20 protein-coding genes and 1 tRNA gene are annotated in these 20748 nt (G+C 35.1%); 10 read left to right on the forward strand and 11 right to left on the reverse strand.

Features of this window, described 5'->3' with window-relative positions:
* Nucleotides 1-33 precede the first annotated feature (33 nt).
* The 3 genes from C8N28_RS05140 to C8N28_RS05150 form a co-directional block, all read right to left on the reverse strand.
* A complete protein-coding gene (locus tag C8N28_RS05140; RefSeq protein ID WP_132222159.1) occupies nucleotides 34-735 on the reverse strand; it encodes a 3-keto-disaccharide hydrolase in 702 nt (233 codons plus the stop codon).
* 700 nt (nucleotides 736-1435) lie between these two features.
* A complete protein-coding gene (locus tag C8N28_RS05145) occupies nucleotides 1436-2173 on the reverse strand; it encodes a 3-keto-disaccharide hydrolase (protein WP_221410192.1) in 738 nt (245 codons plus the stop codon).
* A gap of 534 nt (nucleotides 2174-2707) precedes the next feature.
* Complete coding sequence (locus C8N28_RS05150) at nucleotides 2708-3610, reverse strand: Abi family protein (RefSeq protein ID WP_132222161.1); 903 nt, start codon at nucleotides 3608-3610, stop codon at nucleotides 2708-2710.
* Between the two features lie 1004 nt (nucleotides 3611-4614).
* Here C8N28_RS05150 and C8N28_RS05155 point away from each other — a divergent pair.
* The 4 genes from C8N28_RS05155 to C8N28_RS05165 are packed head-to-tail and all read left to right on the forward strand — an operon-like array spanning nucleotide 4615 to nucleotide 5859.
* Nucleotides 4615-4869 (forward strand): hypothetical protein, encoded by a 255-nt coding sequence (locus C8N28_RS05155; RefSeq protein ID WP_132222163.1) that lies wholly within the window; start codon nucleotides 4615-4617, stop codon nucleotides 4867-4869.
* A complete protein-coding gene (locus C8N28_RS05160) occupies nucleotides 4859-5347 on the forward strand; it encodes a hypothetical protein (protein ID WP_132222165.1) in 489 nt (162 codons plus the stop codon). The genes C8N28_RS05155 and C8N28_RS05160 overlap by 11 nt, the downstream gene beginning before the upstream one ends.
* A 12-nt stretch (nucleotides 5348-5359) precedes the next feature.
* A complete protein-coding gene (locus C8N28_RS13910; protein WP_262708399.1) occupies nucleotides 5360-5491 on the forward strand; it encodes a hypothetical protein in 132 nt (43 codons plus the stop codon).
* A gap of 5 nt (nucleotides 5492-5496) precedes the next feature.
* On the forward strand, nucleotides 5497-5859 hold the full coding sequence (locus C8N28_RS05165; protein WP_132222167.1) for a hypothetical protein: 363 nt from the start codon (nucleotides 5497-5499) through the stop codon (nucleotides 5857-5859).
* A 185-nt stretch (nucleotides 5860-6044) separates the two neighbouring features.
* Here the strand turns inward: C8N28_RS05165 and C8N28_RS05170 are convergent.
* From C8N28_RS05170 to C8N28_RS05180, 3 genes are all read right to left on the reverse strand, one after another.
* Nucleotides 6045-6118, reverse strand: a tRNA-Ala gene (locus C8N28_RS05170).
* A 47-nt stretch (nucleotides 6119-6165) separates the two neighbouring features.
* Nucleotides 6166-7686 (reverse strand): malate:quinone oxidoreductase, encoded by a 1521-nt coding sequence (locus C8N28_RS05175; protein WP_132222169.1) that lies wholly within the window; start codon nucleotides 7684-7686, stop codon nucleotides 6166-6168.
* A gap of 92 nt (nucleotides 7687-7778) precedes the next feature.
* Nucleotides 7779-8561 (reverse strand): TerC family protein, encoded by a 783-nt coding sequence (locus C8N28_RS05180; protein WP_132222171.1) that lies wholly within the window; start codon nucleotides 8559-8561, stop codon nucleotides 7779-7781.
* Nucleotides 8562-8753: 192 nt separating this feature from the next.
* Between C8N28_RS05180 and C8N28_RS05185 the strand changes: the two genes are divergently transcribed.
* Nucleotides 8754-9611 carry a DUF6263 family protein gene (locus C8N28_RS05185; RefSeq protein WP_132222173.1) on the forward strand — a complete coding sequence of 286 codons (858 nt, stop codon included), beginning with the start codon at nucleotides 8754-8756 and terminating at the stop codon, nucleotides 9609-9611.
* Nucleotides 9612-9650: 39 nt separating this feature from the next.
* On the opposite strand, the gene C8N28_RS05190 is transcribed toward C8N28_RS05185, so the two are convergent.
* From C8N28_RS05190 to C8N28_RS05205, 4 genes are all read right to left on the reverse strand, one after another.
* On the reverse strand, nucleotides 9651-10178 hold the full coding sequence (locus tag C8N28_RS05190; RefSeq protein ID WP_132222175.1) for an adenine phosphoribosyltransferase: 528 nt from the start codon (nucleotides 10176-10178) through the stop codon (nucleotides 9651-9653).
* Nucleotides 10171-11082 carry a helix-hairpin-helix domain-containing protein gene (locus C8N28_RS05195; protein ID WP_132222177.1) on the reverse strand — a complete coding sequence of 304 codons (912 nt, stop codon included), beginning with the start codon at nucleotides 11080-11082 and terminating at the stop codon, nucleotides 10171-10173. Before C8N28_RS05195 ends, C8N28_RS05190 begins: the two co-directional genes overlap by 8 nt.
* Before the next feature lie 124 nt (nucleotides 11083-11206).
* Complete coding sequence (locus C8N28_RS05200) at nucleotides 11207-12529, reverse strand: hypothetical protein (protein WP_132222179.1); 1323 nt, start codon at nucleotides 12527-12529, stop codon at nucleotides 11207-11209.
* A gap of 123 nt (nucleotides 12530-12652) precedes the next feature.
* Entirely contained in the window at nucleotides 12653-15436 is a 2784-nt protein-coding gene (locus C8N28_RS05205) for a TonB-dependent receptor (protein ID WP_132222181.1), read from the reverse strand.
* A 296-nt stretch (nucleotides 15437-15732) separates the two neighbouring features.
* Between C8N28_RS05205 and C8N28_RS05210 the strand changes: the two genes are divergently transcribed.
* From C8N28_RS05210 to C8N28_RS05220, 3 genes are all read left to right on the forward strand, one after another.
* Nucleotides 15733-18000, forward strand: a complete 2268-nt coding sequence (locus C8N28_RS05210) for an aconitate hydratase (RefSeq protein WP_132222183.1) — start codon at nucleotides 15733-15735, stop codon at nucleotides 17998-18000.
* Between the two features lie 128 nt (nucleotides 18001-18128).
* Nucleotides 18129-18341 (forward strand): hypothetical protein, encoded by a 213-nt coding sequence (locus C8N28_RS05215; RefSeq protein WP_132222185.1) that lies wholly within the window; start codon nucleotides 18129-18131, stop codon nucleotides 18339-18341.
* 127 nt (nucleotides 18342-18468) lie between these two features.
* On the forward strand, nucleotides 18469-18795 hold the full coding sequence (locus tag C8N28_RS05220; RefSeq protein ID WP_132222187.1) for a DUF3276 family protein: 327 nt from the start codon (nucleotides 18469-18471) through the stop codon (nucleotides 18793-18795).
* 64 nt (nucleotides 18796-18859) lie between these two features.
* Here C8N28_RS05220 and C8N28_RS05225 read toward each other — a convergent pair whose 3' ends face one another.
* Nucleotides 18860-19039: a DUF5670 family protein gene (locus tag C8N28_RS05225; protein ID WP_132222189.1), complete on the reverse strand. Its 180-nt coding sequence runs from the start codon at nucleotides 19037-19039 to the stop codon at nucleotides 18860-18862.
* A 114-nt stretch (nucleotides 19040-19153) separates the two neighbouring features.
* Here C8N28_RS05225 and pyrR point away from each other — a divergent pair, with 114 nt between their 5' ends.
* Both pyrR and C8N28_RS05235 read left to right on the forward strand, forming a co-directional pair.
* Nucleotides 19154-19705, forward strand: a complete 552-nt coding sequence (gene pyrR / locus C8N28_RS05230; RefSeq protein ID WP_132222191.1) for a bifunctional pyr operon transcriptional regulator/uracil phosphoribosyltransferase PyrR — start codon at nucleotides 19154-19156, stop codon at nucleotides 19703-19705.
* A gap of 29 nt (nucleotides 19706-19734) precedes the next feature.
* On the forward strand, nucleotides 19735-20673 hold the full coding sequence (locus C8N28_RS05235; protein WP_132222193.1) for an aspartate carbamoyltransferase catalytic subunit: 939 nt from the start codon (nucleotides 19735-19737) through the stop codon (nucleotides 20671-20673).
* Nucleotides 20674-20748: the final 75 nt, after the last annotated feature.

Consider the following 20748-nt stretch of genomic DNA (forward strand, 5'->3'; position numbering starts at 1 on the left):
AGCGGCTCTCCTGTTTATATTGATTGTTTTAAACTATAATTCTTTTATCTGAATATTGCGGAACCAAACTTTATCATTATGGTCTTGCAATGCTATCTTACCTTTTTTATAGGTACCAAAACCAGGCCATTCAGCAAACTTACTTCCTGCAATCAATGCTTTCCACTCATCATTATACATGGTAGTAGTAACAATATTTACACCATTTAAGAAGAACTGAAGCTTGCCATTATTACTAATAATCTCAGCCAGGTTCCATTCACCAACTGGCTTTGCCGGCTCAGAGCTCGAAGGAATTAAATCATAAAGATCACCAGCCCTGTGCTTAAATATCTTCCCATCAGGATGATTATCACTATCTAATACCTGCATTTCTGGTCCAGAGTTATACGTGTTAGCATATTTATCTTTATCCTCGTGAATATTAAAAATAACACCGCTGTTACCGCCTTCAGATATTTTCCATTCTAATTTAAGATGATAATTCTCATACTCTTTATCAGTTACCAAATCACCGCGATCATCTTGAGTTTTACCATCAATATTCAGATGCAAAGCACCATCACTTACCTCCCACGCCGCTCCTGCTTTAGCTTTTCCATAAGTATGCCAGCCTTTGGTAGTTTTACCATCAAACAGAGATACCCATTCGCCTTCTTGTGCTGATACTTCATTAGCAGAGCTGCCAACAATCACAGCAAGCAATGTAATAATTGTTGAAATTTTAAAAGTCATTTTAAAAATAGATTTAATTTATTAATTCGATTAAGTATTCATATTTACCCTGTCAACAGATAAAATATGGATGAAGATAATAAAATTAAAGAGAATTAAACTAACGCTTTCCGATTCTGCTGACTAACCATATTATTAAAGCAATAACGATTACAACCAAGGCAATCCCGAAATACATTCCACCTTTAAAAATACCGGTGACTAACTCGCACGAACTTAATGAAGTCATCAAAATGAGGGCTGCGGAAGCCAATATAATCGATTTTCTACTATTCATAATTTTCCTTTTTAAAGATGTTTTCATTAATAAACCCAGAAAAAAGAAAAATGTTTTTAAATGAACAACTCCAGCCTATAACCGAGGTAACCTAATTTTCAAATCAAATTTCCAGCGTCATATTTTGACTGTATAATAATGGTACGAAATTTATTTTAATCAAACAGAGGTTAAACAGTGGTCAAACAGTGGTTAAACAGTCCTTGAACAGTGGTAAAATGACTGTATAATCTCTGTACATTTACTGTTCAAATACTGGTTATTATATTTATGGTGTAAACTATAATCTTTTATAATAAGAGGATAAGATCTTTTTGATGCATTTTTAGCCCTAATACTGTTATTAACAGCCAGCTATAACAGTGAAAATGCTGAAAAAGCAGTACAAGGCTATGAAGGGCTATGAGATCTTGGAAATGAATACTATAGTTCTTTTATCTTTATATTACGAAAGGAAACGCCCTTCGACCAATCTTGTAAACCAATTCGCCCTTTAGTTGCCTTTCCATATTCAGGATAAACCTTAAATCCGCTGTTTGCTACCAACTCTCCCCATGCTTCTGTGTTTAAATCCTCTTCTGCAGTAAGTATATCATTTAGATAAAATTCTATCTTCCCATTTTCCTGTTTTATCCTCGCTTGATTCCACTCACCTTGGGGCTTTGTTTTTGCTTCATTCTTTTGAGGATAAAACCCATACAGACAACCTGCTCGTTTTTCGGGATTTGTTAAAAACTCAGGATTAGTATCTTCCAAAAGTTGATATTCCGGTCCAGAGGCCCAAGCCTTGGGAATATCTTCCCTTTCTACAACATTGATAAAAACTCCGCTGTTTCCGGCTTCAGAAATCTTCCATTCAAATTTCAAATCATAGTTTTCATATTCTTTATTCGAAACCAGATCTCCATGCTCAACTCCCAATGATGAATCGGCAGGTAAACATTGAAGTTCACCATTTCGAACCACCCATGCAGATGGAACTTTTCCTCTATTGTATAAATGCCACTCATCGCTAGTTTTTCCGTCGAACAGAAGTGTCCAGCCATCTTTCTGTTCACTTTCTGACAATGCGTTTTCTGTTATTGCTTTTTCTGCACAGGAACACAAAAGAGTCATCCCTATAAAAAGACTAAAAATAGGCGTATAAAATGATTTCAGCATTAGACTATAATTATTTAGTTATCAATTGGTTAGTTTAAATCGGTGGTTTTTCCAGATACAAGAATAAACAATACAAATTGTATTTCAAAGCATTTAAGTATGGAGAGGATTATTACAGAAGAACTCGGATCCTAGGACAAACATTATTAAATCTAGTTGTTAAGACTCAAAACTTTGACGATAAAAAACACAACTAAGTAGCCAATAGCCTATTACAAAGAATGACTGGCGAAAACAAGGGAGTAATAACAAAAAGAAAGGGAGTAACTAGTTCAATGAAAGAATCATTCAATCTCTATGACCAAAAATCCATTACAGAGAAACAATTGGATCCGGATACAAGAACTTGACTTAATACTCAAAAAGCGTTTAGATAAGTCCTATTCAAGGGAGAACGAACTTATAAAGAAGATAGAAACCTTTGAAAAGAACTTTGAAAGGTCCTTGAAGTAAACAGTTAAGTAAAGCAATATAAGTTTGAGTGGCGATTGCTGCTCCATTTTCCTTAGTTATCTACAGATGATAAAGGTATACTTATTGAATTCTCCACAAATCCTCATCTTCCCAATTTATAGGAAAGCCCATAGCATCAACATCGATATTCGGATAGTCAGACAAGAGGTCTTTGAAACGTCTAACGAACGAATTCTTTGGATTAATTGTTTGAAGCAGATATAAGAGCATAGAAATAACATAATAAGTTTTGCTATTTGATACATCTTGATTATGAAGCCAGGGTTTTTGTGTACGAATTGGCTTCATTGGCGTAATTTTTAGGTTACTATTCCAGAGTCTTGAATGATGAGCACACATATTTCTCAAATACACGATACAATGCATCCAAGATTCTAAAACCCGTTCGTTTAATCCAAAATGGTGAGATACTTTTCTTTTTGGTATGCGATCTTCTAAATTGCTATATAAACTGGATACCGATCCAAAAGAACTTACTTCTAATAATATCCAACATGGAGGAAGGTCATTATTATATTTTTCCTTGAATTTAATTATAAACTCCTCCTTGCTCCTAATATATTCTTCTTTAAGTTTGGCTAGCGTATTTTCATGATTATCTTGCCTTTTAAACAATTGCTCATTAGTATACCAAAATGGGTCATATTCGTGAGATAATATATATATCATTTTGGAACGTATTGATATTTCTATTTTTTCTAGTTCACGAATGATCATTACTCTTAATGCTCTGTCAAAAGAATACATCTTAAATGCATTATCGAACTTTGCACCCTTTTTGAAAATATGTTGTTCTTTATCTTCTAATAATGGATACCAATACCCACTAAGCCTGTAATAACTAATACTTTCTAAAAGATGAGTGGCTCTTCCTATATTCTCAATAATTAGACCTCTTTTAGAGAGTTGTTCAATCTGTTGTTGATAAGTGAGAGCAGGTTTATTAAATGGGATTTTTGCCATTCTGGTATAAAAAAAAAGCTTACCCTAAGCGCGCTGATCAATGGGAAGCGGGGTAAGCATGTTGCTACAAGTATACGAACATTATTTTAAATGACAATTTTTGATACAAAAAATTTACAAAACTGAGGTGTTTCTTTACTTCAATCAATTAAATATGCTCATAACTTGAAATTTGCTGACTAAAGTATGTTAGAATTCATGCTTATGAAAACAAAAATCTACAGGAGGATTCGACCCAGCAACACCATCCAAATTGAAAGAAGATATTTGGCAAGGACCAAAGACGTTTCATCCGTATTGCACGGATGAGGAATAAGAAGCCGACATAGCTATACTTCCACCGAAAGGCAACAAAAGAGAATACCTTTCATTCAGAAAAGTGCTATCATTCGATACAATTATTATATGTTTATTGAGGCTTTAAAAGAATAAAAAAACAACGAATAAAATGATATAGTAAAGGATGTGTGCCGGTGAAGTCAACGATTTACTATGAGAATTGCGTATCGAAATCTACATTTGATATGAAAAATTTAAATAGAAATCAATTAATGGATCTGGACGATTCATTAGTTAAACTCTGGGAAAATCTTAGTACTCATGATTACATGTATGGAAAGAATAAAAAAATCAGCGAGGAAGCAAGCAGAAATATTAAAAGCGCTATTATCTTTGATTGAAAGAGAAAGTTCAAAAGAGATAAAAGAATTATTTAAGTAACTACACTAACAATGAAGATCCTTATATTCTAGATGCATTTTATGGACCTATCTGGTTTGAAAGTGAATTACGAAATTTTATACTGCACATAGGACAGCTCATTTATGAATTTAAAGAATGAGGCAGCATAGTAGATTATCTTTACTGCTGAGCGTTTACTAATTTAGAATTCTTCAGAATGGAGCAATGATATAAATTAATGTCATCATTACTGCTATCAATGAACCTAGTGGATGTATTGAAAGAAAGTTAGTATATTTAGTTATATTGAACATTCATCAGATATGCCAGAATTTATAGCAAAGTTTAAATATTTAAATAACCAGTATGAAGGAGTAGTGTCTATGCCTGAAGATGGAGTTTATCAGTTTACTGAAGATGCGGGATTAAGTACTGTGTTCCGTTTATATCGAAGTGTTAGCAATGGTTGGCAGGAGAATAGAGAAAAAGTTTTAAATATACATAATACACCATTTGAAATAATAAATAATGTTGGTGTTTTGATCGATGAGCATATAAAATCTTCATATGACAGATAGTGCAGATGATATAAAGAAGCTTGAGTTTTTGGTAGAAAAATCAAGAGCTTTACTTAGAGAGCAATTGGTTTCTTATGAGAATTGCACAAGTAAATCAGGTATAATCATAACGGTAATTGCATTGTTTATTCCTTTGGCAGTTACTTTTATATCGAGCCAAGATCCATATTTTATTTTAAAATTAGCAACGATATTGCCGATTGGTTTAGCTGTTATGGCATTACATAAATTATTATCCGTGATGAAACCGAAAAGTCTAGGACATGGATTTAATTTCCAACAATTCTCTAAAAATCTCAGATCAGATTATTCTAAATTATTATCATATGAAATTGAAACTAATAGAGGAACATTCAATTTAAATGCCCCAAAAGTAAAAAAGCAAATTGACGACTTTAAAGAGGGTATTAGCTATATCGTCTTTAGTTCTTCTTTATTATTTTTAATTTTAATAATTAATTTATTTTTTCACCATTAAAACGTAACCATTATGTATAATATAAATCCAGAAGACCAGGAAAATAATTTATCTAATGATGATGATTTATTTCCACCAAATACAGACGAAAGTGAAATAGCTTATATCGAAAAGGGTGATGATAGAGAAATAGAAAAAAAATAATTAACATGAAAAAATTAATTTCAAGATTAGCTGGAGATATAAATACCGTCAAATTAAATAAATTCAATAACTCAGTTTTTCATATAAGTGACCTAAAGGACTCAATCAATTATTTATTGCCTGAATTGTATGAAGGGAATGAAGAGGCGAATAAATTGGTGGAAGCTTATTTCAAGATAAATAATGATAGAGAGTTTGATTTACTTTTTAGAGCATATATCTTAAGCTCTTCTGGAGATTTTGAATTTAAAACAAAGGTGAATTTAATTGCGACTAGAATCGCTTTTGAAGAGGCAATTAATGACAAGATTAAAAGCTACTTTGAAGAACCAGGTATTAGTCCAGATGTAATATCAGCTTTCCATTAAAATAACTTGTATAGATAAAACGATGATTGAGTTAAGTTCGACACGATGTTGAGTAGTGATGACTATGAATAATATTTTCGATCTAACATGACTTTTAAAGCACGCTTGTGTGCAATTTGTGGGCAAATAAAAAAGCACCTATTCGAGTTAACGCATAAGTGCTTAATTATTAATAATTATGAATGTGGAGATTACCGGAGTCGAACCGGTGACCTCTTGCCTGCCAGGCAAGCGCTCTAGCCAGCTGAGCTAAACCCCCCATTGCGACCGCAAATCTAATTAAAGATTTAAGATATGCAAAACCTATTATATACTGATTTCCTCTTTCTCGTTTAACTCTAGAATTGCAGCACTACGTGCACGCATTTTAGCAGTTAAATCAGCATCTTCTGCCAATGAATGACCATATGAAGGAATCAGATCTTGCAGTTTCGCTTTCCAATCTTCTTGTTGCATTTGTTTAGGGAAACATTTTGAAAGAACATCTAACATAATGGATACGGCTGTTGATGCTCCCGGAGATGCGCCCAATAAAGCAGATAAAGATCCTTCAGCATTGGTAACTACTTCAGTTCCAAACTCTAGTTTACCACCATGCTCTTCGTCCTTTTTAATTACCTGTACACGCTGACCAGCATATTCCAACTCCCAATCTTTCATCTTAGCGGTTGGCATATAGTATTGCAATGTTTTGATCCGGTCTTCTGGCGATTGTCTTACTTCGTTAATTAAATACCTTGTTAAGGCAATGTTATCCAAGCCGGCTGCCAACATTGGTCTTATATTTCCTATTTTAATTGAAGTCGCCAAATCCATGTATGAACCATTCTTCAGGAACTTAGTTGAAAAACCTGCGTAAGGCCCGAATAATAAAGCCTTTTTACCGTCAATGAATCGAGTATCTAAATGGGGAACCGACATAGGAGGTGCTCCAATTGCAGCTTTACCATACACTTTTGCATGGTGTTTTTCTATCACTTCCAGATTAATACATTTCAACCATTGTCCGCTAACAGGGAAACCACCATAACCTTTAGCTTCAGGAATACCTGATTTCTCTAAAAGCAAAAGAGATCCACCACCAGCACCAATAAATACAAATTTTGCTGTTACTACTTTCTTTCTTCTGGTTGTCAGGTTTTTTACCTCTATCTCCCAACGCCCATTCTCATCTTGTTGAATGTCTTGAACCTCATGTGCCAAACGCATCTCAACGCCATTCTGTTCACTTAAATAATGAAGCATAGCACGAGTTAATGCACCGAAGTTAACATCAGTACCAATATCAATACGAGTAGCAGCAATTTTTTCCTTTTTATTCCTGCCATCCATAATTAATGGAACCCAATCTTTAATCTGATCAAAGTTTTCAGAATAAGCCATTCCTTGAAACAGATGATTCTTTTGCATCGCATCGTAACGCTTCTTTAAAAAAGAAACATTGTTTTCGCCAACAACCAGACTCATGTGTGGGATGGAATGGATAAATTTATCAGGCATAGAAATAAGCCCCATTTCAACTAAAGATGCCCAGAATTGCTTAGAAACCTCGAAAGACTCAGCAATGTGCAGTGCTTTATCAATTGAAATAGAACCATCAGGATTTTGTGGAGTATAATTCAATTCGCACAACGCAGAATGCCCTGTACCGGCATTATTCCATGCTGCAGAACTTTCTGCTGCAACTTCATCTAAACGTTCTAATATTTGTATTTTAGCTCCCGGCATTAATTGTTTTAACAGAACGCCCAGAGTCGCGCTCATAATGCCAGCTCCTATCAATACGATATCTGTATTAACAGCAGTCTTCTTTTGTTTTTTAGTCATTTCTTATCAGAAAAATCGTGCAAAAGTACGATGTTTATCTTAATTCTAAAACTATGCTAAACAAATAACTAACAAAATGTATAATAGTTTGCCTATTTTTCTTTTGTTTTTGGTTGCGTAGTTGGGGCTATCGTACGCGTCTTTTTAGATTTCAGGTTCAGAACCTCTACTAAAACTGAGAATGCCATCGCAAAGTAAATATATCCTTTAGGAATATGTTGTTCAAATGCTTCGGCGGTTAGTGAAACCCCTATCAGTAGGAGAAATGAAAGTGCTAACATCTTAACAGATGGATGCTTGTTTACGAAGTCACTAATGGAGCCTGCGGATATCATCATTACAAAAACTGCTATAATTACAGCAGCAATCATGACTTCAATATGTTCGGCCATACCCACAGCGGTAATAACAGAGTCTAAAGAGAAAACAACATCTAATATCAGTATTTGGAAAATTACATTCCCAAATGTTACCTTATTTTTTGGCACTAATTCATCATGCTCCTCGCCTTCCATCCTACCATGGATTTCAACTGTACTTTTATAGATCAAAAATAATCCACCGAGAAGAAGAATAACATCTCTACCCGAGAAATCGAGCTTATCAAACCAGAAACCTGTATCCTGTCCGAAAATTTCAGCAACATTAAACCAAGGCTTGGTTAAAGACATGATCCAGCTTATAGATAATAGCAATAAGACGCGTGTAATCATCGCCAGGGCTAATCCCAATTGACGGGCTTTCTTTTGTTTATCTTCAGGGAGTTTATTGCTTAGAATAGATATGAAAACGATGTTGTCAATACCTAATACAATTTCTAATACTGTTAATGTTGCAAGGGAAACCCATATTTCCGGATTAGAAATCCACTCCATAAGCTATTTTTTTACAAAAGTATTAAAATAACTTATTCTGCGTTAAATTGTTTTCTGTTTGCATTAAAATTCACGGAAATATTACAAATTATGGTATCATCAAAACCTCTGCATAGTACTCATAAATGGAATGGCATTGTTTTGGCTTAACCAAAAGAAAAATATACTTTTACACAAAATTCTAAGCACTTTATGAAATTCGTTATCGTTGTTGCTTTACTGCTTTCCTTTAGCTCTAACAACTTATTAGCTCAAGATATTGACAGCCCTAAACTAGATTTACATCTTAATTTAACACCTGGCGACTCTTATCTATACTCGGTTTCTATCAATCAAAAAATGGTTCAAGAAATTATAGGAGAGCAGTTAGAGATGAATCAGAAGTTAAATACCGATTATAAGTATACGGTAGAAAGTAACGATGGCGAATCTATAAAAATTAAAGCGAGCTGTGAAAAAATGCAACTAACTGTTGATTATCCGGGAGATCAGATTGAATATAATTCTGAATTAAAAGGTAGTGATAGCCGTTTTTCCGGACTTGATAATCTGATTGGAAAACCATTTTATATTTTCATGGATACCAAGGGGAATATTTATAAAACAGAGGGGTTCAAAGAACTTGGAGATGGTTTACAATCAAACGAGTTCGTAAAGCAATTATTTACAGATTCAGCTTTAATTAATTCATTAAATATGAACATTTACCCAACTGAACCTATTTCTGTAGGTACAAGTTGGAATAAAGTAGCTTATATTGACCTGATGAATGTTAAGCTGCAAAACAACCTTAGCTATACACTGGAAGGCACAAGTGAAGATCTTGCATGGATTAATGTAAATGGAGACATTAACGGGCTTGCTAACAACTCTGATCTTAAACTAAATTTAAAAGGAATTCAAACAGGAACAATAGAAACTGACTTGGAAAGCGGCTTAATCTCTAATGGAAATATACAGATGGAAATTGAAGCCAATATACAATCGCTTGACCTGGTTAGCCCTATGAAGCTTTCTTCTGAGACTAATATATCTAGCAGGAAACTTTAAATGAACCTAGTAAATAACGGAGTTTATTCCCTTGTAATTCTAATAAGTTACTAAGGAAAAGATTTTATCACAAAAAGGCTTAATCTTTTCTGTACCATTTAGAAATTCTAAATTAATTACAAAGGCAAAAGCAGCAATTTCACCACCCATCTGTTGAATAAGCTTGCTGGTTGCCACAACAGTTCCTCCTGTTGCCAGCAAATCATCATGAACCAGTAAACGCGCTCCGGGCTTAAATGCATCCCGATGAATTTCTATGGACGCAGAACCGTACTCCAGATCATAGTGTTGTTCAAAAGTATCGGCAGGTAATCTTCCTTGTTTACGAATTGGAATAAAAGGTAAACCTAATTGATTTGCCAGCAAGAAACCAAATAAGAAACCCCGACTTTCAATTCCTACAACAGCATCTAGTTCCAAACCTTTACACTGATCTGCAAACTTGTTTACAATATCTGAACATAGCTGATGATCTTTTAAAATGGGGGTAATATCTTTGAAGATTATACCTGGTTTTGGAAAATCGTGTATATCACGGATGGTCTCTTTGAGTCTGTGTTCAATCATTTGTGAAGCTTAAATATGGAGCAATTTTACGCAAAAATTCTTCATTTAGGATTTCAATATTCAATAAATCGGTGTGTTCAAGATAGTTTCCATGCTGGTTTCGATATTGAACAATCACATTGGCTTGTTTCGGACTGATATAAGGATGCCTGGAGAGCTCTTGATAGCTAACGGCATTGATGTTGATCTTCTTCACTTTTGTTGAATCTGTGTAGATGTTTGCTTGCAAATTGCTGTATCTTTCTTCGTCCATTCCATATACTTCCAACAGCTGAGAACTGGCATAAAACCCACCGATAAGATCTCTGAAACGAATGATCCGTGATGCAAATACAGGTCCTATTCCTCGAAGCTCTTGCAGCTCCAGGGAATCTGTTGAATTAAGTTCAATTAATAATTGCAGATTTGGTTTAGTAAAGAGAGACTCGCTTATAATGGGCTTCGGTACACTTTCTTTCACACTTATAGCTGCTTCTAAATTAATATAGGGTGAGAGTCGTTGAAAATCTTGTTCGCTGATTGCATAGATTTTTGCAAAGTCGCTTTTGGTATAAAACCTTCCTCCTTTTGCAACGTAGTTATGGATCATTCTTATTTGATAATCTGATAAGCCTAAACGTTTTGCCTCCTCTGCAGTTAGCTTATTTGGATTAAACGTGAAATATTCCAATTCAGGTTGAATACTTTCTGTTACAGAATCCTCATCTATTGATCCGGATTGCTTCGCTAAAAAGCGACGAATCTCTTGCTCTCGCAAAGCAAAAGCAGGATCGTGTTTAATCGGTTTTAGGATGCGATAAAGATCAGGCAAAAACCAAAGAAAGATAACAAGAACGGTTAAAAACGAAAGCCCCTGCAGCTCCTTTCTATTCATAGAAAAGTGCTTATCAAACCATTTTCCCATAATACAAGGTTAATCACGAATATATAAGAATAAAGAGTGAAAGCAAAAAAGTCTGCGCAAGCGCAGACTTTATATTCCCCGAATCTAAAGGATGAATTTTAAATAGGGAAGTCTTTTATATGAATTAGTCAACTTTAGCCCAGCTTCCAACAGCAACCCAGTTGTCGCTTGCAGAAACTGCTCCTTGGTATTTAGCAGAAGTAAACCATGCGTCAAGAGTTTTAGGATCCAAAGCATTTGTTTCAGTTGTTCCTATATATTTACCAGTAATGAAGATAGGTTTGATAAGTGCATCAGCAGTATTGCTAACCTCAGCGCTGAATAATTTATCTCCTGTAAACGCTGCTCCTGCAGTATTTTTAAAGCTCCATGATTTTGGTCCGTAAACTGAAGAGTTTGCGAAGATCAATGAACCAGCTTCCATATTAGCCAAAGTTTCATCGTGTTCAACTTCTACTCCGCTTGAGAAACCATAAGTTACAAAGTTGTATAATTTACCTTTTGTACCTTCACGTAATTTTATAGCTCTTGTTTTTCCTGACTCAGGATTGCTTTCTAAATCATCACCAGTTTGAGCGATTAATGAACCTACTAACGTTACGTTAGAAAGAGTTGGCTCTGAATTAGGTGTTGCACTTCTATTACTGCCATTATTATCAGCTTCAATACCACGATCTGCTAAGATATCACCTTGTACAGCAACCCAGAACTGGCCTTTACCTTTCCATCCGTATGTCCAGTCAAAAGAATCATCTTGTGCACCGTAAACTACAGCATATTTAACGTTAACAGTTCCACCAAAGAACTCAATACCGTCATCTCCACCATGGTAAACAGCAATGTGCTCAACCGTAGTACCAGCACCTACGCCTTCAAAAGTAAAGCCATTGTGTTCTTTTTCTGAAGTAGATTTTTTACCAGTATATTCTGCACGTACATATTTCAATGTACCAGAACTATGATTATCATCTTCTCCTCCATAAGAAATACCTTGTCCCATTTCAGAAAGTGCAGTACCTCCTGTAACGTTGATACGAGCTTTACCAGTTAAGATAATACCACCCCAATCTTGTGCTTGTGGACTAGCTTTTCCTGATGTAAATATAATAGGTGCTTCTGCAGTACCAACAGCCTCAATCTTTGAAGTAGGATCGATTAATAAATAAGCTGCTGAACCGTCAACAGGATCAGATTTTACTGTTACACCTTCTTCAATGGTTAAAACTGCACCTCCTACAACGTGAACACCACCTTTTAAGAAGTAAGTATTACCTTTTGCTAAAGTTGTATTTGTACTGATATCACCTGTAAGTGTTGCATTGTTTTCTAATACTCCATCCTCATCCGGAGGTGTTACTATTGGGTTGTCGTCTTTTGAACAAGAGGCAAACAACACACATGCGCTTAGCGCTATTGCCACCGATTTTGTAATTCTAACTCTTTTCATTTTCTTCTATTTTTATTTTACTTATTTATTCTTTTCTAAAATTCTATCGCAAAGAAACTATTCAATTATTAACTAATTATTAAGAAATCTTAAACCTTTGAATCGGTTTGAAGATTGTTTTTTTTAGAAATTATAACTCAATGATGCTCCAAATGTTACCCCTTTCTTAAACTCTGAAAAGCTTAAGTTTTGGGTAGTAAATTCTTGCTCATACTTTATTGCAGGGTTTAAGATATTGGAGATCGAGAGATCAAAACCAAGGTGCTGATTAAACGAAGTGTTGATCTGCAGATCCAGGGAGTTAAATGGCATCTCAAAAATATCTCCGGCACCTTGTGAACCAGCAACGAATAATCGTTTACCAAATGTACTATAGGCCATGGTGAACATTGTATTGGTTGTTTTAGTCCAATCTGCCTTATAAGATAAATCCAAATTGATAAGATAAGGAGAAGCTCCATACAATGATCTTGACCTATTAGTAGGTGCAACCGGACTACCTTGTTGGCTCAATTCTAGGATACGTTCATCCTTAAATTGGATTTTATTATACATATAAGAACCATTAAAGCCGATAGATGCATTCGTTAAAGTTTTAGATTCTGATTTAAGCAGGCTTCCCAAATTCCTATTAAACTCTAATTCTACTCCGGCAATTGTTGCTTCATTAGAATTCACGTATGAGAAGATTGCCTCTGATGAAGCTAATTGCATCATCTCAATGGGATCCTTAATATACTTTCCGAATAAAGAAACAGCCATTAATTCTCCGCGTGAAGGATAGAACTCATATTTTAAATCGAGGTTATAGTTTGAACTGTTCTTTAAATGCGGATTCCCTTGTTGCTCTGCTGTAGCAGCGGCATTATTTAAACGGAAAGGTGCAACTTCTACAAACAAAGGTCTTGACATTGTACGACTACCTGCCAATAGAATATTAGATTTCTCATTAAACAGATACTTCAATGTAGCGCCTGGCAAGATATCAACCTGTGAAATTGTATTATTTCTAAAAGGAGCATCTTCCGGGTCTCTACCTGTTTTATAATCAAGTGATTGATTGGAAATTTCTGCACGAACACCGGCAACCAAATTCCACTTATCATTCCAGTTAAAATTAAAATTAACGTATGGTGCTGCAATTCCTAAGTTTGCATTGTATTTATTAGCAGCATAATAAGTTTCTCTATATTCCCAGGTTCCTGTTCCTAAGTCAGATTCATTCAATTCTGCATCCACATCATTTAAATCAACTACACCTTGACTTATGATTCGTGTATCAATTTGACGTGCTGAAAAATCACGAAACTTATACTTTGCATTTACCCCTAATTGATAGCTCTTTAAGATAGAAGTTTCATTCTTTGGTTTGAAATCCATTTCCACTTTTCCAGAAACCTCGTCATCATTCAATTCAGAAAAAAAGCGATGGTTATCAGCATTATTACGATTCGATAAAACATAACCTTGTGAGCCTTCTTCAAAAGTATTTTGAACACGGTCAGGAATTGAACCAATCGTTTTTGTATAACCTACTGCCCATGTTAACTTTAATCTATCAGAAAAATCATAATTACTATTTAGCTGTCCGGCGAAAAGGTCATTCTGAACTAAGGTATTTCTTCTACCCATTATGCTGTTATCGATATCAGCATATGTACCCATATTCTCAAAAACATTATCGTTGGATTGATTAACTACTAAACCTGTAAACGTATAGTTAGAACGATCATTTGGTCCGTAGGTTAAAGACATCAAGGCTGTAGAATTCGTTTTATATCCGTAATTCTGTGTCTCGTAATGATATCTGGGTGAAGCTTGTGCATTATACAATGCGCTTGTTCCATCTTCATATGAATAACCTACTTTATGTCCAATGTTAAATAAATAACCAATTCGTTTATCGTTCTTTAAAAAGATTTGATTTCCGGCAGAAATAGATATCCCTCTATTTATTGGTGCTGTAGTTGAATAAGGTGTCCAATCTGTATTAAAACCTGGAGCACTTCCTGCAGAAGAATTATAACTGTTTGTTTGAGCAACAACTGTTGGCATCTCTCTTCTTCCTTTATCAAAACCAAAGAATCCGCGCGTAGCTCTTGGAGACATTAGGAAATCACTTTTTCCTGTAACAATTGAATTGTAACCTGATGATAAGGATACTTTAAAATAAGGTCTTGCAGGATATCCTTTAGTTACGATATCAACCGTTCCACCTGAAAAGTCACCATAAAATGGAGCTGTATATGATTTTACTACCGCGATATTCTCCACGATTGAACTTGGGAAAATATCTAGTGGGATCAATTTCATATCTGGATTGGTAGATGGAATTGGCAAGCCGTTTAATGTTGCATTGTTATAACGATCGCCCAGACCTCTTACAAATAATGCTTTATTATTACCCATTGAAACTCCTGAAACTTGAGCCAGACCTTCGCCAACATCACTAAGTCCTTTTCTGTCCATTTCCTGGGCACCAATTTTCTGAACAACTGTAGTAGCATTTTTTCGCTCTGCTATTAAAGCAGTAGCATTTTGCATATTAGCACGAGCAGTAATAGTTACACTTTCCATTTGAGTAGCTTCAGACTTTAATGCAACAGCTACTTCAAGTGTTTTTCCATTCTCAATAACAACAGGAACTGTTTGAGGTTGGTAACCTATATAGGTTACGATTAAATTATAGGATCCAGCTGCTACATCAGCAAGTTGAAATTTCCCATCTAAATCAGTAGCCGCCCGAGAAAGCGTTCCTTGCAAACTGATATTTCCACCAATAATTGTTTCTTTAGTTGTGGCATCGGTCACTATTCCGGTTACCGAACCCTTCTGCGCATAAACACTATGAGTTGCGAGAAGAAAAATTGCAAGAGCTGCAATTCTGTTAAAAATTTGTACGTTCATCCTTTGTTTAAATTCTGGTACAAAGAAATGGCTGTACTATGAACTAAACATTACCAAAGAATTAAGTTACCTTAACGTTTAGGTTAATTTAATGTAAACAGTTTACATATAAACAAGGATGAGATTCTAATCCTTCCCGGAGCTTGGTTATAATATTGTAATTATAATACAAAGGGACTTTATATTATAAGATTTTTTGTAAATTCGCAGCAATTTTGGCTGATTTAGTGCCTTATAAGTACGAATTTCAGTTCCAATCACCGAACAATATACATTTAAATAAACAATAATAAATTATGGCATTTGATATCGAAATGATAAAAAGTGTTTACCAACGATTTGAAAGCCGCATTGATGCAGCTAGAAAATCAGTTGGCAAACCGCTTACCCTTACTGAAAAAATATTGTATGCTCACCTATGGAGTGGTGAAACAAATACTGCCTATGAAAGAGGCCAGGATTATGTAGACTTTGCGCCAGATCGCGTAGCAATGCAAGATGCAACCGCTCAAATGGCTTTATTGCAATTCATGCAGGCGGGTCGTCCACAAGTAGCAGTTCCTTCAACTGTTCATTGTGACCACTTAATACAAGCAAAAATAGGTGCAGATGCAGATTTAGCAATTGCTAATGAGCAGAATCGTGAGGTGTATGACTTTTTAGCGTCGGTTTCAAATAAATATGGTATTGGTTTCTGGAAACCAGGTGCTGGAATTATTCACCAGGTAGTTCTAGAAAACTATGCATTCCCTGGTGGAATGATGATTGGTACAGATTCTCATACTCCAAATGCAGGTGGATTAGGAATGATCGCTATTGGAGTTGGTGGAGCTGATGCTTGCGATGTAATGGCTGGCTTACCATGGGAGCTTAAATTTCCAAAATTAATTGGCGTTAAATTAACTGGAAAACTTTCCGGATGGACTTCTGCTAAAGACGTTATCCTTAAAGTTGCAGGTATATTAACTGTAAAAGGTGGAACCGGTGCTATTGTAGAATATTTTGGGGAAGGTGCTCGTACACTTTCTGCAACAGGAAAAGGAACCATCTGTAATATGGGTGCTGAAATTGGCGCTACCACTTCTATCTTTGGCTATGATGAAAAATCAGAAGCTTACTTAAGAGGAACTGAGCGTGGTGATATTGCTGATTTAGCAAACCAAATTAAACAACATTTAACAGGCGATGATGAAGTATATCAAAGTCCGGAATTATACTTTGATCAGGTTATTGAAATTAACCTTTCTGAATTAGAGCCTCATGTTAACGGACCATTTACTCCGGATTTAGCTTGGCCTATTTCTAAATTTGCAGCAGCAGTTAAAGAAAACAATTGGCCAGATAAATTAGAAGTTGGATTAATTGGTTCATGTACTAACTCTTCTTACGAAGATATCAGCAGAGCTGCCTCATTAGCACAACAAGCTTTAGAAAAAAACCTGGTAGTTCAATCTGAATATACAGTTACTCCTGGATCTGAGCTTGTACGCTATACCATTGAGCGCGACGGTTTCTTAGATACTTTCGAAAAGATTGGCGGATCTGTTCTTGCCAATGCTTGCGGACCATGTATTGGTCAATGGGCTCGTCATGGTGCTGATAAAAAAGAAAGAAACTCAATCGTTACTTCTTTTAACAGAAACTTTGCAAAACGTAATGACGGAAACCCAAACACACATGCGTTTGTTGCTTCTCCGGAAATCACAACAGCTTTAGCAATTGCTGGAAAACTATCATTCAATCCATTGACTGATACATTAACAAATTCAAAAGGTGAGCAGGTTAAACTTGATGAACCTTCTGGATTAGAAATGCCAACTAAAGGCTTCGCAGTAGAAGATGCCGGATACCAGGCACCAGCTGAAAATGGTGAAAATGTACAAGTAATTGTAAGCCCTACTTCTGACCGTTTGCAGCTTTTAGATCCTTTCAAACCTTGGAACGGACAAGACTTAATTGGCTTAAGATTGTTGATTAAAGCTGAAGGTAAATGTACTACAGATCATATTTCAATGGCCGGACCTTGGTTAAAATACCGCGGTCACATAGATAACATTTCCAATAACATGCTTATCGGGGCTATTAACTTTGTAAATGGCAAAGCTGATAGTGTTAAAAATCAACTTACCGGAGAATATGGTGCTGTACCTGCAACTCAACGTGCTTATAAAGCAGCTGGTATTGATACCATTGTTATTGGTGATGAAAACTACGGTGAAGGTTCATCTCGTGAACATGCGGCTATGGAGCCTCGTCATTTAGGTGTTCGTGTAATATTGGTGAAATCTTTCGCTCGTATCCACGAAACTAACCTTAAGAAACAAGGTATGTTGGGTATCACGTTTGAAAATCCAAATGATTATGACCTGGTTCAAGAAGATGACCGTATCGATATTATAGGACTAACTGAATTTGCTGTCGGACAACAATTAACAGTAGTTCTTCATCATGCTGACGGAACAACAGATTCTTTCAAGGTTAATCATACGTATAATGAACCTCAAATTGAATGGTTTAAAGCAGGTGGTGCACTAAACATCATTCGCCAAAATCAACTTATTTAATTTATTATATTTATATAAGGAAAGGCTTTCTCTTTTGAGGAAGCCTTTTTTGTTACACCCGATTTAACAATAAGTTAATATATACTTTATACTAACATCTTAACTTTGAAACAATTAAATAATAAGTTATGAGTAGTTTAAATTTAGAGATCTCAGAAAGAGAGTATATAATCAAACTGGATAGGAGTAACTATTCCCTATCAACTTTAGAAAAAGTAATAAAAAGGATTCAAAACGACTCCAATAATATCGTTTTTATTGAGCAAGACTTCGGTGGAGATGTTCGTAGTCACATAAACGACCAATATTTCGACAATTACGATCACCTATCTGAAAAGTAATGTTAGAAAAACCAAATTATATCTTTTATTAATGAATTTTTCCTTATTTCATTAAGTATTATTTGCATCTTTTCAAATTAATCATTTATATTTATAGCAAAAATTAAAACTTTATAAATATTTTCAAATGGGAGATTTTGACAAGAGAGATCGTGAAGAGGTTTTTTCTAAAAAAGTGAGAGCAGGGAAACGCACCTATTTTTTCGATGTAAAAGCTACTAGAGCAAACGATTATTACTTAACAATTACGGAAAGTAAGAAAAGACTAGAAGACGGTGTGTTTATTAAACATAAAATATTTTTATATAAAGAAGATTTCGAAAAGTTTGTTGAAGGATTGAACGAAACGGTAGAATATATTAAAGACAACCAAGAAGTTGTTGAAAAACGTTATGAATTCTCTGAAAACGGATTTTCAAGTTCTGAAGATAAAAGCGACGACTTTAGTTATTAAAAAATAACATTATAAAAATGAGAGCTGGCATGTTCAGAACATGCCAGCTCTCATTTTTATAATGTTAAAAATCATTTCTTCCCTGGTCTATTCGCTTATTTTTACCCTTAATAAGGCTAAGCACAATTAAGAATAAACCTATTACGAGTAAAGCATTAATAGCTACTCCAATTACTTTAAAGATTAATCCGATTCCCCAGAAAATCAATAAGATTATTCCAATTACGATTAAGGTATTTCTCATCACTTTCTTTTTTAAATTGTTTTAAAATCATTAATAGCAAATAGACGTCCAAACATTGCTAATTCTATGATGATTCTAAAAAAAATTACTATTTTTGACCAAATAACACCTCTGATGCAAAATTCAATTCTGTTAAGCGGCTCCAAATTCCAAATCACCATACAACGTCTTTGTCACCAATTGATTGAAAATCATCAAGATTTTTCCAATTCGGTTATCATAGGAATCCAACCGCGTGGAGGTTATTTAGCGAATAGGATTGTTCAGGAATTGAAAAAGATCCTATCTGTGGATAACATTCCTTCAGGAGATTTAGATATTACCTTCTTTCGCGATGATTTTCGAATGAAAGGAAGTCTGCCTTTATCTGCAAGCAGCACCAATATGAACTTCATAGTAGAAAACAAGAAGGTAATTCTGGTAGATGATGTATTATGGACAGGCAGAACGATTAGAGCTGCCCTGGATGCTATTCAGTCTTTTGGAAGACCGCAAAAGGTAGAGCTTCTGGTTCTCGTAGACCGCCGTTTTGCAAGACATTTACCGATCGAGCCCGACTATGTAGGCTTACCGATTGACTCTATTAACTCTCAAAAGGTAATCGTTAGCTGGAAAGAAACGGATAAAATGGATCAGGTATTATTATTGAATGAGGAAAATAATTAATATAAATAATCTTAATTCAAACACAAGGCATGAAAGAAGCAATAGAGCAACTTAGCACCCGCCACTTATTGGGAATTAAGGATTTGAATGCAAACGACATTCAGCTTATCTTTGAAACTGCTCAAACATTTAAAGATGTTCTAAACAGACCAATTAAGAAGGTGCCGTCTCTACGCGATATAACCATTGCCAATATTTTTTTTGAAAACTCAACTCGCACCCGACTTTCTTTTGAACTTGCTGAGAAAAGGCTTTCTGCTGATACAATTAACTTCGCGGCTTCCTCTTCTTCTGTAAGTAAAGGAGAAACCCTGATAGACACCGTAAATAATATTTTAGCAATGAAGGTGGATATGGTTGTGCTTCGTCACCCCTATCCAGGCGCAGGTGTATTCTTGAAAAATCATATTGGAGCACAAATTATCAATGCCGGTGATGGAGCACATGAGCACCCTACCCAAGCATTGCTTGACGCTTTCTCAATTATTGAACGATTAGGAGAAATAAAAGGTAAGAAGATTGCTATTATCGGCGACATTCTTCATTCAAGGGTAGCATTATCCAATATTCTATGTCTTAAAAAATTAGGTGCAGAAGTAATGGTATGCGGGCCAACCACTTTAATTCCCAAATACATTAAATCATTGGGCGTAAAAGTGGAACACAATTTATTAAATGCACTAAATTGGTGCGATGTGGCAAATATGCTGCGTATACAATTAGAAAGACAAGATATTTCTTACTTCCCTTCATTGAGGGAATATTCAATGCTTTATGGCCTGAATAAACAAATTCTAGATTCATTGAAAAAGGAAATTATCATTATGCACCCCGGGCCAATTAATAGAGGAGTAGAAATTACAAGTGATGTGGCAGATAGCAAACATTCAATTATATTGGATCAGGTTGAAAATGGTGTAGCAGTAAGAATGGCGGTTTTATATTTGCTGGCAGCACAACGTGGTTAATTAGCCATATCTCGCAAAATTAAATTACAATTATATTTTTTAAGACTTATTACCGTTATCTTAATGGTCTTACTT

It is taken from the genome of Albibacterium bauzanense (assembly GCF_004339765.1).
Classification (GTDB): domain Bacteria; phylum Bacteroidota; class Bacteroidia; order Sphingobacteriales; family Sphingobacteriaceae; genus Albibacterium; species Albibacterium bauzanense.

Excerpts from the sequence above, each read along its gene's own strand:
- C8N28_RS05180 (WP_132222171.1), bottom strand. The coding sequence starts at position 8,561 with ATGGAGTGGATTTCTAATCCGGAAATATGGGTTTCCCTTGCAACATTA.
- C8N28_RS05140 (WP_132222159.1), bottom strand. The coding sequence starts at position 735 with ATGACTTTTAAAATTTCAACAATTATTACATTGCTTGCTGTGATTGTT.
- C8N28_RS05210 (WP_132222183.1), top strand. The coding sequence starts at position 15,733 with ATGGCATTTGATATCGAAATGATAAAAAGTGTTTACCAACGATTTGAA.
- C8N28_RS05190 (WP_132222175.1), bottom strand. The coding sequence starts at position 10,178 with ATGATTGAACACAGACTCAAAGAGACCATCCGTGATATACACGATTTT.
- C8N28_RS05155 (WP_132222163.1), top strand. The coding sequence starts at position 4,615 with ATGCCAGAATTTATAGCAAAGTTTAAATATTTAAATAACCAGTATGAA.
- C8N28_RS05205 (WP_132222181.1), bottom strand. The coding sequence starts at position 15,436 with ATGAACGTACAAATTTTTAACAGAATTGCAGCTCTTGCAATTTTTCTT.
- C8N28_RS05215 (WP_132222185.1), top strand. The coding sequence starts at position 18,129 with ATGAGTAGTTTAAATTTAGAGATCTCAGAAAGAGAGTATATAATCAAA.
- C8N28_RS05165 (WP_132222167.1), top strand. The coding sequence starts at position 5,497 with ATGAAAAAATTAATTTCAAGATTAGCTGGAGATATAAATACCGTCAAA.
- C8N28_RS05195 (WP_132222177.1), bottom strand. The coding sequence starts at position 11,082 with ATGGGAAAATGGTTTGATAAGCACTTTTCTATGAATAGAAAGGAGCTG.
- C8N28_RS05175 (WP_132222169.1), bottom strand. The coding sequence starts at position 7,686 with ATGACTAAAAAACAAAAGAAGACTGCTGTTAATACAGATATCGTATTG.
- C8N28_RS05150 (WP_132222161.1), bottom strand. The coding sequence starts at position 3,610 with ATGGCAAAAATCCCATTTAATAAACCTGCTCTCACTTATCAACAACAG.
- C8N28_RS05235 (WP_132222193.1), top strand. The coding sequence starts at position 19,735 with ATGAAAGAAGCAATAGAGCAACTTAGCACCCGCCACTTATTGGGAATT.
- C8N28_RS13910 (WP_262708399.1), top strand. The coding sequence starts at position 5,360 with ATGTATAATATAAATCCAGAAGACCAGGAAAATAATTTATCTAATGAT.
- pyrR (WP_132222191.1), top strand. The coding sequence starts at position 19,154 with ATGCAAAATTCAATTCTGTTAAGCGGCTCCAAATTCCAAATCACCATA.
- C8N28_RS05225 (WP_132222189.1), bottom strand. The coding sequence starts at position 19,039 with ATGAGAAATACCTTAATCGTAATTGGAATAATCTTATTGATTTTCTGG.
- C8N28_RS05185 (WP_132222173.1), top strand. The coding sequence starts at position 8,754 with ATGAAATTCGTTATCGTTGTTGCTTTACTGCTTTCCTTTAGCTCTAAC.
- C8N28_RS05145 (WP_221410192.1), bottom strand. The coding sequence starts at position 2,173 with ATGCTGAAATCATTTTATACGCCTATTTTTAGTCTTTTTATAGGGATG.
- C8N28_RS05160 (WP_132222165.1), top strand. The coding sequence starts at position 4,859 with ATGACAGATAGTGCAGATGATATAAAGAAGCTTGAGTTTTTGGTAGAA.
- C8N28_RS05220 (WP_132222187.1), top strand. The coding sequence starts at position 18,469 with ATGGGAGATTTTGACAAGAGAGATCGTGAAGAGGTTTTTTCTAAAAAA.
- C8N28_RS05200 (WP_132222179.1), bottom strand. The coding sequence starts at position 12,529 with ATGAAAAGAGTTAGAATTACAAAATCGGTGGCAATAGCGCTAAGCGCA.